Below are 15,515 nucleotides of genomic sequence, written 5' to 3'. Positions count from 1 at the left end.
TCAGGCGGCCACGGCCAGCGTGCCGAGGATGCGGTGCGGATTCACGACCCGCCCGTCCGGCAGGAGTTCACCGGTGTCGTCGAAGACGATGGTGCCGTTGCACAGCAGGCTCCAGCCCTGTTCGGGATGGGCCGAGACGATCACGGCGGTGTGGTGCACTGGGCTGTCTGCGGTGGGGCACGGGGGCTGGTGGCTGCACATGACGTCTCTCCTCGATGCGTTCGGCTCCTGCCTCGCTCGGTTCGTATCTCATTGGTAGCCGAGCTTGTTTTCCGTTGTATGAGGAGACCCCCACAACGCCGGAAATTCATCGGTGAGTTCGTGTCGCGTCGTGCAGTGCGGCGAGCAGGTCCAGCGGGCGCCGGTCCGGGAGTTCGGCCCGGGCCAGGTTCATCGCGTACGAGAATCCGAGGCGCTCGGCGGGCCAGGCGCCGTGCCGCGAGCCCCAGGCCCCGGCATGCCCGAAGGTCTGGGACGGCGGCCCGAACAGCGCTGCTCCGGTGCGTAGTTCGTAGCCCGCTCCGTAGGCCATCTCGCTGCCCCACAGCGGTGAGACGCCGCGCCGCAGTTCCCGCCGTGCGAGCTCGACGGTGTCCTCCTTCAGCACGCGGACGCCGTCCAGCTCGCCGCCCCGGGCCAGGCAGGCGTAGAAGCGGGCCATGGAACGCGCCGTCACATGCGCGCCCACGGCGGGCAGCTCGGCGCGCCGGAAGGCGGCGCTGTTCCAGAGGGCCGGGGCATCGGGGGCCATGAGGGGATTGCGGGTGAGGACGCGCACGGGATCCGTCTCCGCGGGCCGGCCGGGCGTTTCCAGGACGCCGGGCGAGGCGAGCATCGTGGCCACCCGGTGATGCTGCTCGTCGGGCAGCCCCAGCCAGACGTCCAGGCCGAGCGGGCCCGCGAACTCCTCGGCGAAAAGGGCCCCGACACTCCGCCCGTCGACCCGGCGGACCAGCTCGCCGGTCAGCCAGCCCCAGGTCAGCGCGTGGTAGACGAACCCGGCCCGCGGGTCGTCCGACGGGGCCTGCGCGGCCAGGAGCCCCGCCATGTGCCGCGGATCCAGCAACTCCGCGGTGCCGAAGGGCTCCCGCACGCCGGGCAGCCGTGCCTGGTGGGAGAGGATCTCGGCGACCGTGATCCGCTCCTTGCCGGCCGCGGCGAACTCGGGCCAGTAGCGCGCGGCCGGGGCGTCCAGGTCGAGCAGCCCCCGCTGCACGAGGAGCAGCACGCACGCGGCCGTCAGTCCCTTGGCGCCCGAGAAGACGAGCTGGAGGGTGTCGGCCCGCCAAGGACGCCCGCTTCCCGGGTCGGCGACGCCGCCCCACAGGTCGACGAGGACCTCGCCGTCCCGGTACGCGGCGAAGGCGGCGCCCACCTCGCCGTACCTCTCGAAGTTGCGGGCGAAGGCGTCCGCGACCGCCTCGAAACCCGGTGCCGTGAAGCCCTGGACGGACATCGCCTCACGCCCCCTGTACCGCGAGCAGCGCGAGGGCCGCCTGCTTGGCGTCCTCGGCGGCCCGGCCGTCCGGGTCGTGATGGTCGGCGACGACCGTGGCGCCCTCCAACAGGATCAGCAACTGCCGTCCCCGCAGGGCGGGTTCACGGACTCCGGCCCGTTCGGCGAGGTCCGTGAGCAGTCGGCGGTAGCGCGCGAGATGACGATCGGCCACGGCCCGGGCGGGCGGGACGTGCCGCTGGGTCGCCGCGTTGACGATCGCGCAGCCCCGGAACCCCGGTTCCTGATACCAGTCGCGCAAGGTGTCGAAGACCGCGGCGAGTTGGGCGCGCGGGTCGGGCCCCGCGGCCTCGACCGCGTCGGTCAGCCACTGGACGACGCGATCGCTGCGTGCCTCGAGCACCGCCTCCACCAGGCCGTCCTTCGAGCCGAAGTGGCGGTACAGCGTCTCCTTGGACGCGCCCACCGCGCGGCACAGCTCGGCCACGCCGACTCCGTCGAGACCGCGCTCGTAGAGGATCGCGGTCGCCGAGGACAGGAGGGTCGCGCGGGTGCGGTCCGGATCCAGGGACGTTCCTTTGGGTACGGGCATGCGTGAGATGGTAACGATCGGTTCGATGATGGGCCAGACGTAGGCTGGACGTCATGCAAGATCAAGCGACCGACCCGGCCGACCTGCGCGGCGACTGCGAGCGGTGTTTCGGGCTGTGCTGCGTCGCCCTGCCCTTCGCCGCCTCCGCGGACTTCGCGATCGACAAGCAGGCCGGGAAGCCCTGTCCGAACCTGGGGGACGACCACCGGTGCGGCATCCACGCCAAGCTGCGCACCGAGGGCTTCAACGGCTGCACGGTCTACGACTGCTTCGGCGCGGGACAGAAGGTCTCGCAGATCACCTTCGGCGGCCGGGACCGGCGTACGGGATCGCGTGAGGACGCCCGGCGGATGGTCGAGGTCTTCCCGGTCGTCCGCCAGCTCCACGAACTGCTCTGGTACCTCACCGAGGCGCTCACCCTGCCGGCGGCCCGCCCGGTCCACGCCGACCTGCGCCGGATGCTGACGAAGACCGAGGAGCTGACCCTCCGAAGCCCCGAAGAACTCGCCGCGTTGGACGTGGGCGCGCACCGGCAGGAGGTCAACGTCCTGCTCCTGAGGACCAGCGACCTGGCACGGGCCGGAATCGGCGGCAGGAAGAAGAACCGCCGGGGCGCCGACCTGATGGGCGCCCGCCTCAAGGGCGCCGACCTGCGCGGCGCCACTCTCCGCGGCGCCTACCTCATAGCAGCCGACCTCACCGGTGCCGACCTGCGCGGCGCGGACCTGATAGGCGCCGACCTGCGTGACGCCGACCTCACGGACGTGGACCTGACCGGCGCTTTCTTCCTCACCCAGCCCCAGCTCAACGCGGCCAGGGGCAGTGCGGGCACCCGGCTGCCGGGGTCAGTCACCCGCCCCGTGCACTGGACAGCGCAGCTCTGACGGCGCCTCGTCCAGGTCGGCCGCCGGCGACACGTCGGCGGTGGGAGTCCGCCGCTCCAGGTGCAGCCGCAGCCCCTCCGGCATCAGTGTGAGCCGCTCGGCCACGCGCAGCCGGTAGGCGGGATCCGGCCGCAGCTCGTAGCGGCGCAGCAGCAGCCCGAGGACGAGCGTGGCCTCGTGCAGCGCGAACTGCCGCCCGATGCACGCCCGCGCCCCGGTCCCGAACGGCTTGAAGGTGTGCGGGGGACGGGAGCGTACGGCCTTCGCCTCGAAGCGGTCCGGATCGAACCGCTCGGCGTCGGCGCCCCACACCGCGGGATCGCGCTGCAGCATCGGCGTCAGCACCAGCGTCCAGGCGCCCTGCCGCATCGGATGCACTCCGGCCAGCTCCGTGTCCCGCACGGCCTCGCGGGCGAAGGCGGGCGCCGTCGGCCACAGCCGCAGCGACTCGTCGAGGACCCGGCGCACATAACGGAGTTTTGCCACCTGGTCGTAGCCGGGCACGGCCGTGCCGCCCCAGACACGGTCCACCTCGGCGCGGGCGCGGGCCGCGATGTCGGGGTGGCGGGCGAGGTAGTGCAGGGCGAAGGAGAGCGCGCCGGAGGTGGTCTCGTGGCCCGCCACCAGGAAGGTGATGACCTGTCGGCGGACGTTCTCGGCCGACAGCCGCTCACCTGTCTCGGGGTGGGTCGTCTCCAGCATCCGGTCCAGCAGGTCACCGTCCCCGCTCGCCGTGCGGCGGGCGCGGACCAGGTCGTCGACCGTGCGGTTGAGATAGGAGATGTCGTCCTCGTTGCGACGCGCGGCACGCCGTAGAAGCTGGGGGAAGGGCACCGAGTTGAGCCGCTGGGCGTAGGTGAGCGTGCCCACCATCGCGGACACGAAGGGGTGCGGCCGGGAACGCTCGAAGGAGCCGAAGTCGTGCCCGAACCCGGTTCGCGCGATGGTCTCCAGGGTCAGTTTGGTCATGTCGCCGGGCACGTCGACGGCCTGTCCCGCCGCCAGCTCGCGGTCCCAGTGGTCCGTCAGTCGCTCGGCCACGGCCAGCATCATCGGGTGGTAGCCCTCCATGGCCTCCCGGCTGAAGCCCGGGGCCAGCACGTCGTGCGCCAGCTGCCAGTTCGGCTCGTGGTTGTACGCCGTGAACAGCCCGTCCCCGGCGACCGGCCGCAGATTGGCGACTCCGAGACCCACGTGCTTGGCGAACCGCGACTCGTCCGCCAGGTCGGCCACGAGATCGGCGCCCCACACGAACACGAACTCCCGGTTGAAGGCCTTGCGCCGGTAGATCGGCCCCAACTGCCGTGCGAACCGCAGGGAGTCCTGCAGCGGAGTGCGCCTGTCGGCGCCCAGCACATCACCGAGCAGGGGGAGCCGGCGCGGCGGATGCGGAATGCGGTGCAGCTCCGGCCAGCCCAGCTCGGCACTGCGGAATCCCCGGGGTCGTGCGGCCTGTGTGGTCGTCTCCGCCATGACGCGATCTCCCTTGATGCAGCGGCAGTTGAGCGCGTTGTACGTGGGTTCAATAGCGCGGTTCAGTCTGGTCCCGTTGTTGAATCGACGTCAAGTAAAGTGCGGGCATGGCCGGGAAGCAGGGCGAGCGCGCGCGTCGCAGGCTCAGCACCGAGGAGCGCAGGGAGCAGCTCCTGTCGGTGGGCGCGCGGCTGTTCTCGGAGAGCCCCTACGACGAGGTGTGGATCGAGCAGGTCGCCGAGATCGCCGGGGTCTCACGCGGGCTGCTCTACCACTACTTCCCCACCAAGCGGGACTTCTTCGCGGCGGTCGTCGAGTGCGAGAGCGAGCGGATGCTGCGTCTGACCGCGGCGGTGCCCGGCATTCCCGTGCGCGAACAGCTCACCGCCGGCCTCGACACCTACCTGGAGTACGTCCGGGCCCACGCGCACGGCTATCGCGCGTTCCACCGCGCCGACGCGGCGGGGGACCAGGCCGTGCGCAAGGTCTACCAGCGGGCGCTGGCCGCGCAGGAGCGGCAGATTCTCGCGGCGCTCGACGCCGACCCCGAATTCGGTCCGCAGGCCCAGGAGCGGCCCGACCTCCGGCTGGCCGTACGCGGCTGGCTGGCCTTCACCACCGCGGTCTGCCTGGAGTGGCTGCGCGGTGCGGACCTCTCCCGGGAGCAGGTGCGCGACCTGTGCGCCCGGGCGCTGCTCGGTGTCATCGCGCCCTGACGCGAGCGCTCCGGGACATTCTTTGATCACCCCATGGTTGGCTTCGGCCCCGATCTTCGATAGGTTAGGCAAGGCTTACCTAAGGAGGTATTGGGATGGGTGACAGCCAAACCTGGACGGCCGCGCCTTCCGCTGCGGAGCGGGCCCGGTCGGTGCTCGCCGCGTCGTGGTCCTGCGCGGTGACCGCGGAGGGCGGCCGGGAGGAGTTCGTCGGCGCGCACTCCGTGGCCGAGGACGGGCGGGTGCTGGTGAACGTGCCCGAGGACAGCACGCTGATCGCGGCCGCGATCTGTGCGCCCCGGGGAGAGCCGTCCGCCGTCCTGGAGTTCGCCGATGTGGCGCCCGTTCCCGTGCGCAACCGTATCCGGGCCCGGCTGTGGATCGCCGGTTGGTTCGTTCCCGAGGACGGTCACCTGGCGTTCCAGGCCACGCGCGTGGTGCTGCGCGAGCCCTCTGGCGCGGTCGTCGTCGACCTCGACGATTTCGCCGCCGCCGAGCCCGACCCGCTGTCCACCGCCGAGGCCCGGCTGCTCACCCACCTCGCCGACTGCCACCCCGACGCGGTCGAGCGGCTCACCCGGCTCGTCGACTCCGAGAGCCTGCACGGCGCGGTCCGCGTCCAGCCCCTCGCCGTCGACCGGCACGGACTGACGCTGCGCATCGAGCGCGCCCGCGCTCAAGGCGACGTACGACTGCCCTTCCACGCGCCTGCCGACGACGTCGCGCGGCTGACCGAGCGCATGCACGTCCTGCTCACGCAGGCGAGTGCCGCGTCCTGCCCGCGGGCTCTACAGCGGCAGCGCACAGACGGCGACGGGTGACGCGAACGGCGAGCCTGCGAGCCGCAGTTCACCGCTGCGCGTGTTCACCCGGAACACGCTCACGGTGCTCGACTTCTGGTTCGCCGCGAACAACAGCGCCCCGTCCGGCGAGAAGGCGATCTGCCGCGGGAAGTCACCGGACACCGGCACCGTGTCGAGGAGCCTGAGCCGGGCGCCGTCCGCCTCCACCGCGTAGCGGGTGAGGCTGTTGTGGCCCCGGTTGGCGAGATAGGCGTACGCGCCGTTCGAGGTGACCAGGAGCTGTGCCGGGTAGCTCGTGCCCGACCCCGTTCCCGTCGACTGTGCCTCGCCGACGCTCAGACGGCCGGTCTTCCGGTCGTAGGCACAGACGGCGACCGTGTTGTCGACCTCGTTGGCCAGATAGGCGTACCGGCCCCCGGGATGGAAGGTGAGGTGGCGCGGTCCGGCACCCGGCCGGGTGTGCGCCTGCGAGACCTCCGTCAGCGCGCCGGTCCGCTCGTTGAGGCGGTAGGTGTACACGGTGTCCGTGCCCAGGTCGACGGCGAGCACATGGCCGCCGTCGGGGCTGGTGACGAACTGGTGGGCGTGCGGACCCTCCTGGCCCGGCCCCGGCTCGGGACTGGTGTGCGTGACCGACTCCCTCCGCTCGCCGAGCGCCCCGGTGGCGTCGATCGGGTGCACGGCGACACTGCCGGAGGCGTAGTTCGCGCTGAGCAGCCACCGCCCGCCCGGATGCACCGACAGATGGCACGGCCCCGCCCCGCCGGTGCTCCGGCTCCCCAGGATCTTGCGGTCGGCCAGGCGTACGGCGGTCACGGCACCGTCGTCGCGCTCGTCGACCGCGTACAGCGTGTCGCCGTCCGGGTGCACGGCGAGATACGAGGGATTGGCGACGCCGGTGAGGGTTCCGGCGTCGGTGATACGGCCGGTCCCGGCGTCGTAGGTGGCGAGCCCGATGCCCGTGCCGCCGCCCTCGACCGAGGTGTAGGTGCCGAGGTAGAGGGGGCGTGGTCCGGTCTGCTGTTCGGCGGAGGGGGTTTCCGCCGGAGCCGGACTCCGCGACGCGGGCGAGGACTCCTCGGAGCCCGCCGTGGACCGTCCGGGCTCGGACGACGCGCAGGCCGGAAGCACCGGTACCGCGGCGGCCGAGGTGAGGGCGCCGACGAGACGACGCCTGCTCCAGTCGCCGTTCGCCACTCGTGCCCCACTGCCCATACCTGCACCTCGGGTGATCGTTCGCCTCGGTCGTGAACAGCCACCCTCGCGCGGATCACCCGTCGCGTGCAAACACAGGGCCGGTCCGTGGCTACCAGTCGCCGTCCTCGACGGGCTTGCCCGGCGCGTCCCCCAGTGGTTTGACCTGGTACGGCGCGGGCTCCTGCCAGGGTTCGTGGTCGTCGCCGAGCCAGTCACCGACCGGTTTCACGGCATCGAGCGTGTCCGTGGGGGCGAGGTCGGTCGCGTCCTGGTCGTAGTAGTCGTACCAGGGAAGGCCCGCCTTGGTGTACGCCGCGCGGTCCACCGGCGACGGAGGGGGAGCCTCGCCGGTGATGCGGCGCCACTCGGGAGGCGTCACCAGGTGCACGAACACCCGGCCGGCGGCCGTGTCGCACCAGTCCGACAGGGGCCGGTCGTCCCGGTACACCTCCTGGCGCATCGAACCGCCGACGCCGAGACCCATGGCCGCAGGGGCGCGGGGCGGCCCTGCCGCGGCCGCCGCCATGGGCAGCGCTGCCCCGTAGGCCGCCCTCGACCTGGTTGCCGCCCTCCGCTCCAGCTCACGCCACTGCGCCAGCCGCTCCTCGACCAGCGGGAAGGACTGCAGCTGTACGCCGCCCCAGACCTCCTCGCCCGTGACCTGGCCCTCGACGGTCGCGCCCAGTCCGAGGGGCACCGCCACGAACTGGCGGACGGTCCCCTTCCCGGAGTTGATGCCGTCCAGCCAGGGCTGACGCGGCAGCACGAGGTAGTTCTGCGGATCCCGGGACAGTCGGTCGCTCCACGGCCGGCCCGAGACCGCGCACACCTTGCCCACCCCGACCTGCAACGCAGCCGGCTCCCGCGTGCCCCCGAAGCTGAGCCACATCGCCTCGCGCAGATACACCGGCAGCATCACGCCGCCCCGCGCCCGCCACGGCTCCGGGACCGTGTCCGGGTAGTCCGAGACCCGGCGGACCGGGAACTCGCCGAGGCCCGGCGGCAGCGGATGGGTGCCCGTCTCGGGCAGGCGCAGGGTGCGCACGAACCGCACCGCCACACCGCCCGGCAGCCGCAGAGTGTTCCCGTCGATCCGCACGCCGGTGCCGGTCATCGGCCCGCCCCCTTCGATCGGTGTGACTACGTCACTACGTCACTACGTCACTTGGAACGAACGGCGGCCGTGCGGCGGTTCCGCCTCAGCCGCTCCTTCAGCCGGGTGAGGTGCGGCATGCGCTCACGCTGCTCGCGGGCGGTCCGGTCGAGCTCCTCCAGCAGACGGCGCGAGCGGTGCTCGGTGTCCAGCTCGTCGAGGATGCGGTTGACCTCGGTGAGGACGGCGCCGTGCAGCTGCCACTGGCGGGCGTCGCGCTGGATCTCCTCCAGGAGCAGCTGGGCCAGCTTGTCGCGGGTCGCGGCGGCCTGGCGCAACTGGGAGGCGAGCCGCGCCTCCGCCGACTCGGCGCTGACACTGACGTCGGTGGTGACCAGCACCGCGAAACTGACCACGGCGTCGGCGATCTCGGACAGCAGCTGCTCAACGGCGGCACCGGTCTGCGGCGCGAACAGCGGATCGGGATCGCGTTCCTTCGCGAGGTCGGTGAGGGTGCGGGCGAGCACTCGCAGGACGACCGTGCAGATCTCCAGCGTGTCCAGCCCGGTGCGCAGCACTACCCGGTGCAGCAGCCCCTCCTTCACACGGGGATTGAACCGCAGGCTGTCCTCCGCCTGCTGCAGGGCGGCGTCGACCTCGACGATGTCGTGGTCGAGCCGGCGCGCCTCGTGCAGCCGGGCGGTCGCGTGCTCGACGGGCGTACGGCCCGCGGCCTCCTCACCCATCCGCAGCATCAACTGTCGCTGCCCACGGGCCAGTCCCTCGATCGACTCGCCCGCCTCGTCCACCCACACCGGCGGAGCCAGGAGCAGATTGCAGCCCAGCCCGACGACCGCGCCGATCAGGGTCTCCACCACCCGCGCCCAGGCCGTGTCCCCGACGGCCGTCACCCCGAGCACCAGCATCGCGCTGATCGCCACCTCGGGCACGAACTCCTCGACCTTCACCAGACGGCCGACGACCAGCGAGGCCACGATCAGCAGTGCGAGACTCCACCAGGTCAGCCCCACCAGCAGGCTGAAGCCGATGGCGAGGAGCACCCCGGCCACCACCGAGTTCACCCGGCGTACGCCGGTGGTGAGCGTGGAGTAGAGGGTGACCTGCACGACCAGCAGCGCGGTCAGCGGTGCGGTGAGCGGCGCCGCCTCGGGACTGAGACGCAGCGCGACGACGTACGCGATCGTCGCCGCGACGGCCGACCGCAGCGTCTGCACGACCGCGGGGTCCCGGCGCCGTTTCACGTAGCGCACCAGGGACGCCGTCCACTCACGTACATCTCGCATCCTCAGACTGTTCCCCTCCACAGAAGTGCTGGTCGCGGACCGTAACTGTCCGCAACGGTGCCTAGATTGTTGGCAACGGCCGGTCGACGGCAAGAGGGGAGAGCAGTGATGGCGGACACCCGAGGTACCAAGGTTCTCACGCGTGCGCATGGCTATCTACGGGAAGCGGTGGCCGCGGTTCCGGAGGCGGCGTGGGGAGCGCCGACGCCGTGCAGCGAGTGGACGGCCCGGCAGGTCCTCAACCACGCGCGCATCGACCAACAGGGATACGGCCTCGCGATCACCGGCGGCCGCCCCGACTCCGACCCCTTCCAGCCCGCCGACGTCCTCGACGGGGACCCCTCGGCGAAGCTCGACGAGGTGCTGCGCGCGGTGGCGGCCGCATACGACGGGCTGCCCGCCGACGCCGACCAGGTGCCGACCCCGCTGGGCTCCCTGCCGCTGCCGATCGCCGCGGCGGCCGCCGCCATGGACGCGGCCGTGCACGGCTGGGACATCGCGGTCGCGACGGGCCAGGACCGGCCGCTGCCCAAGGACGTCGCCGAGGGAATCTGGCCGGCGGCGGAACAGCTCGTCGACCATCTCCGGGACGCCTACCGGGTGTTCGCCCCGGCACGGGAGACACCGCAGGCCTACGACAGCGCCGAGGCGCTGCTCGCCTTCCTCGGCCGCGACCCGGGCTGGACGCCGCCCGCGTCCTGATCCGCGCCGACCGCACCGGTGACCCATGAGGAAAACCCCCGTCGCCGACCCGTGGCTGTCCGCACCCCGACACGGTGGACCGCCGGATGGTCGGCGCCGGTCCGGGACGAAAGCCTGGACGAATGACATGGCAACGGACCGGATCGATCCTGACCTTGCTCATCACCCTCGGCACCACAGTGATGACCGGCACCGCGGCCGCAGGGACGCCGACGCCCACGGTCGGCACCGCCCTCGACCGCGCCGCCCACCCCCTGCGGACCGTCGAACCCGGCGGCGACACCCGCGATCTGCGCGCCCTCGACCGGATGATCGGCGGCGCCGAAGTGGTCGGCCTCGGCGAGGCCACCCACAGCTCCCACGACTTCTTCGCCCTCAAGGACCGAGTCTTCCGCCACCTCGTGGAGGAGAAGGGCTTCCGCACCTTCGCCCTGGAGGCTCCCTGGAGCACCGGCCTGCGGCTCAACGACTACGTGCTGTACGGCAAGGGTGAACCACGGCGTATCTTCCGCGAGGAGTTCCAGCGCGACTACCTGTGGTGGAACAACACCGAATACCTGCGGCTCATCGAGTGGATGCGGGCCTACAACGTCCACCACCCCGCCGACCCGGTCCGCTTCATGGGCGACGACATCGCCTGGACCGGGCCCGAACTGTACGACGCCGTCAAGGACTACGTGGCCGGCGCCCACCCCGAGCTGAGTGCCCGCATCGCCGGGCTCTACCGCGGGCTGCGGCCCACCGTGGCCACCGGGCCGTACATCGAGCGCTACCTGAACACGCCGTACGCCGAACGCAAGGAGATGGCCGACCGCACGGGCGAGGCGCTGGAGTTGCTGAGGCGGCAGGCGCCGGGCCCGGACCGGGAGGCGTACGACTGGGCCCTGCGGGACGCTTCCGCGATCGACCGGACCGCCCGGCAGTACGCCTTCGACTTCGAGGACCCGGCCCAGCTCGGCGCGGCGATGCGCTACCGCGACGAGATGATGGCCGCCAACGTGGTGTGGTGGCAGCGGCACACCGGCACCAAGGTGCTGCTGTCGGCGCACAACAACCATGTGGGATACGTGCCGGACGACCCCGCCCACTACCCGAAGGTGCAGGGCGCGTTCCTGCGCGACAGCCTCGGCACGGACTATGTGAGCGTGGGGCTGACCTTCGACCACGGCTCGTTCAACGCCACCGGCCAGGACGACGACGTCATCCGTCGCTGGACGCCGGGACCGGCGGGGCCGGGCAGCAACGAGCGGACCCTCGACAGGGTGCGCCTCCGTGACTACGTACTCGACCTGCGGTCCGTCGGATCACCGGCGCACGAGTGGCTGCGCCAGGCACGGCCGACGCGCAGCATCGGAACGGCCTACCCGGACGGCCCGAACGACACCGCGCTCGCCCGTAGTTACGACATCCTGGTCCACCTTCACCGGGTGGAGGCGGCCCGGCTGCGCGATCGGTAACCGGCGATCTTCGCGAGGTTGCCGCAGCGGTCCATCGAGCACCAACGGCGGCGGCGGGCCTGGGAGTCGTCCAGGAACAGCAGCGAACAGCCCGGGTTCTCGCACTCCTTGACCCGCCCCAGCAGCGGACCGCTCACCAGCAGGACGGCATCCCGGGCCACCGTCGCCAGGGCGGCGCGGGCCGGATGCCGTGCCGTCCAGCGCACCGGCCCCAGCTGGGGTGCGAGATCCGGCTGGGCGGCCGCCGCGTTGACCTGCTCCACATCGGCCGGTTCCGGTTCCCGCCCGGCCATCGCCGCGTGGACGAGACGGTGGACGGCCTCGCGCAGGAGGCGGGCGTCCGCCAGCTCCCGGGCGGTGACCCGCACCGGCCCCTCGCCCGCGACCAGCTCCGCCTCCGTGAGCCAGCGCGCCAGGGCCGCGGTGTCGGGGATCCGCTCCAGGGGAGTGGCATGCCGCTTGCCGAGCGTGGCCACGAAGTCCAGACACGGGCGGCCGCCGACAGAGGGGAAGGCCATCGGGTCGGCGGGGGCGGAGGCACTGGTCATGGTGTCGAGCGTACCGCCTCGACACCCGTTCAGGAGGTGTTGTCTGCCGCATCCACCTCTTGACACCGGTTGAAGTGGTGTCGCATGGTGACACTACTTCAACCGGTGTCAGCTGTTCGGGTGGCTGCGACAGGAAGCAGGTGCGGTATGCGTGCGGTACGGATCGACGAGTTCGGCGGGCCCGAAGTGCTGGTGCCGGTCGACGTGCCCGACCCGGTGGCGGGCCCTGGTGAGGTGCTGGTGCGGATCGTCGCGGCGGGCGTGAACCGGGTGGACGCGCTGCTGCGCGCCGGCGTGTATCACCGGGCCGGGCGCCCGCCGCTGATCCCGGGCGCGGAGGCGGCGGGGGTCGTGGCCGCGGTGGGGGAGGGGGTGACCGGCTTCGTGCCCGGGCAGCGGGTCGTGACCCTCGATGCGGGCAAGTCACCAGGTTTCTACGCCGAGTTGGTGGCTGTTCCCGCCACGCAGGTGGTCGCTCTGCCCGACGGCGTGGACCTCGTGCAGGCAGCGGCGCTGCCGGTCGCCTGGCTCACCGCCTGGTACTGCCTGCGGACTCTCGCCCGCGTCTCCAAGGAGGACACGGTCGTCGTGAAGGCCGCCGCGAGCGGTGTCGGCACCGCGGCCGTGCAGATCGCCGCCGAGGTGGGCGCGCGGGTCGTCGCACTGGCCGGGTCGCCGGAGAAGGCGGCGTGGGCGGGGGAGTTCGGGGCCCACGTCACCGTCGACACCTCCGCGTACCCGGACGACGCGGAGGTGGAGGAGGTGCTGCGGCTGACCGACGGGCGGGGCGCCGACGTCGTCCTCGACACGGTCGGCGGCCGGGCCTTCGGGCGGAGCCTGCGCGAGGTCGGGCAGGGTGGCCGGGTCGTCGCCCTCGCCAACGTCGCCCTGGAACCCAGCACCGTGGACACCCGCGACTTCTACCCGAAGAACGCGTCGATCCTCGGCTTCCAGCTCACCAACCGCCAGCTCCACGGCTACGATCCGCGCGCGGACCTGCGGGACATCGTCGACCGCGTCGCCGCCGGCGTCTTCCGCGTGCCGGTCGAGACCGTCGTACCGCTTGAGGAGGCGCGAGCGGCCCACGAGCGGCTGGCGAGCCGGGAGAACCGCGGCAAGATCGTGCTCGCCGTGGGAGAGGAGTGAGTCAGACGTACAGCTTGTCGACGAAGGCGGACAGGTTGCCCGTGGTCCGGGCGATCTGTTCCTCCAGGGTCAGGGTCTCCTCGAAGCGGGTCCCGGACGCGAGCGACTTCTTGCCGCGGACGTAGAGGGAACACGCGAGGTCGGTACACATGTACACGCCCACTGAGTTGCCCTCGCGGCCCGCGGTGCCGGCCTTGCGTGCCGTCATGAGGGACACCCCGCCTCCGGGGTGGGTGGTCAGGCACAACGAGCACAAGCTGCGGTGCAGGAGCCCGCGCTGTGAGGACGGGAAGCGCAGCGTCACGCCCACGAGTCGCCCCTGTCGCTCGGTGACCAGGTAGCTGCGGTCGGGCGCCCCGGGATCTCGCCAGCCCAGGAAGTCCAGGTCGTCCCAGGGGTGTTGGTCGAGGTCCCTGGGGACGGCCAGGCGTTTGGCCTCCCCCTTCGAGCAGTTGACAAATGAGTTGCGGATGTCCTGCTCGGTGAGTGATCTCATGGGGGGAGTCTCCTGGGTGCCGTACGCCTAGGGATATTAGGTTGTCGCCTAGGGTAGGCAGTCGCAGTGGGGAGAGACCAGTGGATTTCAGGGACGTCGGGACGGAGCGGGCGCGGGCGGCGCTGAGCCATGTGGCGGCGCTCTCCGAAGGGCCGGCCGTCGGCCCGGACGTGCGCGTCACGCTGAACTTCCACCCCGACCGCCTGGTCCGCGGCGTGCCCATCCTCGAGGCGCTGGCCCAGGACGGTACGTACCACTCGCAGTTCGTCACCGGCACGAGCAACGGCGGTCTCACCGCACACCCCGGCGGCGACCGCTGGCGCTGGGAGAGCCGGATCTTCGGCGGGGTCTACGACGACGCGGCCGCGCCCGAACGGCCCGTCTACGGCGCGTTGAACTTCCGTCGCCAGGTGGTCGGCGCGGCCCCGCGGTTCGGCTCCGCGCACGTCCGGCTCACCGGCGCGACGCTCGCCCGTGCCACCTTCTGCTACCCCGACAGCGCGGCCGAGCCGACCCACTTCGGTGTCGCCGCCGGCATGTCCCTGATCGCGCTGGCCGAGGCGGACGAGCAGGACGCCCTCAACGACTACATCGAGGCCCAGGTGCACGGCGGTGTCGACCTCACCCGCAACGTGGAGGCGCTCGTCCTGGACGCGAGCTACCGGGGCACTCCGGTCGAGGCCGCGGCACGGCGGCTGCGCGTCCCCGTCGAGTGGCACCCCGGCTACCGGCTGACCGTCGCGGAACTCCACCGCCACGCGGACTACCGCGGCCAGGAGTACATGGACCTGGGCGCCCGCATCGCCGAGGGTGGCCGCATCGACCCGCGGATCATCGGCGACGCCGCCCGCACCGGCCGGTACGAACTGCAGGACCTGAAGATGGTGTGGCACACGCTGGCCCGCTTCGGGGCGCCGCAGGGGGCGGGTACGGCCTACTCGGTGGCTACGGCGGACTCCGCGGCGGTCGGCGGCCACGCCCCGGAGGTCAGCACCCCCAGCGCGTAGGCGCGCGCGACCAGTTCCGTACGGTTCGCCGCGCCCCAGCGCGCCGACAGGCGCCGCAGATGGTAGGTCACGCCGTCCGTGGTGAGCCCGGTCTCGCGGGCCGCGCGGACGGTCGTGGCGCCGCCGGCCAGCAGCGCCAGGATGCGGGCCTCGACCGGGGCGACCCGGGCAGGCGCCTCAGCGTGGTGTTCCCGCTCGCCCCGGACGCGCAGCATCACCAGCAGGGCAGGCGTCTCCTCCACGGTGTCGCTCACCGGGTCCGCCGTCAGCTCCCCGTACCGCTCCCCGCCGCCGGGCGCCCGCCATCGCACGGACACTTGGTACCGCGACCGGTGCCGCAGTCGCAGCGCCTCGGCGATCCGCTCCACCTGGATGGCCTCCTGCGGATGGAACAACTCCAGCACGTCACGGCCGCGCAGCCGCCCCGGGGTCGTACCGCATTCCGCCGCCATCGCCGGATTGGCGAACTGGACGTCGCCGTACACATCGCAGACCGCGACCGGCACGGAGACCCGGTCGAAGAGCGTCAGGGCGCGGTTGCGCCACACCACGGCCTCCGGGTGAGCCCAGTCCACCAGCACCTCCAGCCCCTCGACGCAAGAGCGACGCATGTACGTGCACTACACAATCATGTAGTGCGG

Annotated in this window: 17 protein-coding genes; 7 read left to right on the top strand and 10 right to left on the bottom strand. The window is 72.1% G+C overall.

The genetic code is table 11. The features are described from left to right. The 3 genes from IG08_RS0126775 to IG08_RS0126765 all read right to left on the bottom strand — a co-directional run bounded on the left by IG08_RS0126775 (position 1) and on the right by IG08_RS0126765 (position 2,048). Positions 1-201, bottom strand: coding sequence for a DUF5999 family protein (locus tag IG08_RS0126775; protein ID WP_030607435.1), 201 nt, complete (start codon positions 199-201; stop codon positions 1-3). Positions 202-307: 106 nt separating this feature from the next. Continuing rightward, a complete protein-coding gene (locus IG08_RS0126770; protein ID WP_030607434.1) occupies positions 308-1,456 on the bottom strand; it encodes a serine hydrolase domain-containing protein in 1,149 nt (382 codons plus the stop codon). Between the two features lie 4 nt (positions 1,457-1,460). Further along, positions 1,461-2,048, bottom strand: a complete 588-nt coding sequence (locus IG08_RS0126765) for a TetR/AcrR family transcriptional regulator (RefSeq protein WP_030607431.1) — start codon at positions 2,046-2,048, stop codon at positions 1,461-1,463. 53 nt (positions 2,049-2,101) lie between these two features. On the opposite strand from IG08_RS0126765, the gene IG08_RS0126760 reads away from it, so the two are divergent. Then, a complete protein-coding gene (locus IG08_RS0126760) occupies positions 2,102-2,932 on the top strand; it encodes a pentapeptide repeat-containing protein (protein WP_030607428.1) in 831 nt (276 codons plus the stop codon). Here the strand turns inward: IG08_RS0126760 and IG08_RS0126755 are convergent. Then, a complete protein-coding gene (locus tag IG08_RS0126755; protein WP_030607411.1) occupies positions 2,894-4,405 on the bottom strand; it encodes a cytochrome P450 in 1,512 nt (503 codons plus the stop codon). The two genes, IG08_RS0126760 and IG08_RS0126755, sit on opposite strands and share 39 nt — an antisense overlap. 107 nt (positions 4,406-4,512) lie before the next feature. Between IG08_RS0126755 and IG08_RS0126750 the strand changes: the two genes are divergently transcribed. Together IG08_RS0126750 and IG08_RS0126745 are read left to right on the top strand one after the other, a co-directional pair. Beyond that, positions 4,513-5,121 carry a TetR/AcrR family transcriptional regulator gene (locus IG08_RS0126750; protein ID WP_030607409.1) on the top strand — a complete coding sequence of 203 codons (609 nt, stop codon included), beginning with the start codon at positions 4,513-4,515 and terminating at the stop codon, positions 5,119-5,121. A gap of 95 nt (positions 5,122-5,216) precedes the next feature. Beyond that, complete coding sequence (locus IG08_RS0126745; protein WP_030607406.1) at positions 5,217-5,942, top strand: DUF2470 domain-containing protein; 726 nt, start codon at positions 5,217-5,219, stop codon at positions 5,940-5,942. Here IG08_RS0126745 and IG08_RS0126740 read toward each other — a convergent pair. The 3 genes from IG08_RS0126740 to IG08_RS0126730 all read right to left on the bottom strand — a co-directional run bounded on the left by IG08_RS0126740 (position 5,910) and on the right by IG08_RS0126730 (position 9,518). Beyond that, positions 5,910-7,139, bottom strand: coding sequence for a lactonase family protein (locus tag IG08_RS0126740; protein WP_030607403.1), 1,230 nt, complete (start codon positions 7,137-7,139; stop codon positions 5,910-5,912). The genes IG08_RS0126745 and IG08_RS0126740 overlap by 33 nt on opposite strands. A 91-nt stretch (positions 7,140-7,230) precedes the next feature. Further along, positions 7,231-8,235, bottom strand: a complete 1,005-nt coding sequence (locus IG08_RS0126735) for a hypothetical protein (RefSeq protein WP_030607400.1) — start codon at positions 8,233-8,235, stop codon at positions 7,231-7,233. Positions 8,236-8,282: 47 nt separating this feature from the next. Further along, entirely contained in the window at positions 8,283-9,518 is a 1,236-nt protein-coding gene (locus IG08_RS0126730; RefSeq protein ID WP_030607397.1) for an FUSC family protein, read from the bottom strand. A gap of 108 nt (positions 9,519-9,626) precedes the next feature. Between IG08_RS0126730 and IG08_RS0126725 the strand changes: the two genes are divergently transcribed. Both IG08_RS0126725 and IG08_RS0126720 read left to right on the top strand, forming a co-directional pair. After that, entirely contained in the window at positions 9,627-10,220 is a 594-nt protein-coding gene (locus tag IG08_RS0126725) for a TIGR03086 family metal-binding protein (RefSeq protein WP_030607384.1), read from the top strand. A 122-nt stretch (positions 10,221-10,342) separates the two neighbouring features. Further along, positions 10,343-11,677, top strand: coding sequence for an erythromycin esterase family protein (locus IG08_RS0126720; RefSeq protein WP_030607381.1), 1,335 nt, complete (start codon positions 10,343-10,345; stop codon positions 11,675-11,677). Here IG08_RS0126720 and IG08_RS0126715 read toward each other — a convergent pair. Next, a complete protein-coding gene (locus tag IG08_RS0126715; RefSeq protein WP_052424893.1) occupies positions 11,641-12,225 on the bottom strand; it encodes a CGNR zinc finger domain-containing protein in 585 nt (194 codons plus the stop codon). The genes IG08_RS0126720 and IG08_RS0126715 overlap by 37 nt on opposite strands. Before the next feature lie 147 nt (positions 12,226-12,372). Here IG08_RS0126715 and IG08_RS0126710 point away from each other — a divergent pair, with 147 nt between their 5' ends. Beyond that, entirely contained in the window at positions 12,373-13,371 is a 999-nt protein-coding gene (locus IG08_RS0126710) for a quinone oxidoreductase family protein (RefSeq protein WP_030607373.1), read from the top strand. Between the two features lies 1 nt (position 13,372). Here IG08_RS0126710 and IG08_RS0126705 read toward each other — a convergent pair whose 3' ends face one another. Beyond that, complete coding sequence (locus IG08_RS0126705) at positions 13,373-13,867, bottom strand: FBP domain-containing protein (RefSeq protein ID WP_030607370.1); 495 nt, start codon at positions 13,865-13,867, stop codon at positions 13,373-13,375. Positions 13,868-13,947: 80 nt separating this feature from the next. Between IG08_RS0126705 and IG08_RS0126700 the strand changes: the two genes are divergently transcribed. After that, a complete protein-coding gene (locus IG08_RS0126700; protein WP_030607367.1) occupies positions 13,948-14,874 on the top strand; it encodes a DUF3626 domain-containing protein in 927 nt (308 codons plus the stop codon). On the opposite strand, the gene IG08_RS0126695 is transcribed toward IG08_RS0126700, so the two are convergent. Then, positions 14,802-15,485 carry a PAS domain S-box protein gene (locus IG08_RS0126695; protein ID WP_052424892.1) on the bottom strand — a complete coding sequence of 228 codons (684 nt, stop codon included), beginning with the start codon at positions 15,483-15,485 and terminating at the stop codon, positions 14,802-14,804. The two genes, IG08_RS0126700 and IG08_RS0126695, sit on opposite strands and share 73 nt — an antisense overlap. Positions 15,486-15,515: the final 30 nt, after the last annotated feature.

The sequence above is a fragment of the Streptomyces fulvoviolaceus genome, from assembly GCF_000718165.1.
Taxonomy (GTDB): domain Bacteria; phylum Actinomycetota; class Actinomycetes; order Streptomycetales; family Streptomycetaceae; genus Streptomyces; species Streptomyces fulvoviolaceus.
The sequence above is the reverse complement of the archived record's forward strand: the minus strand, read 5'-3'. Positions and strand labels throughout refer to the sequence as shown.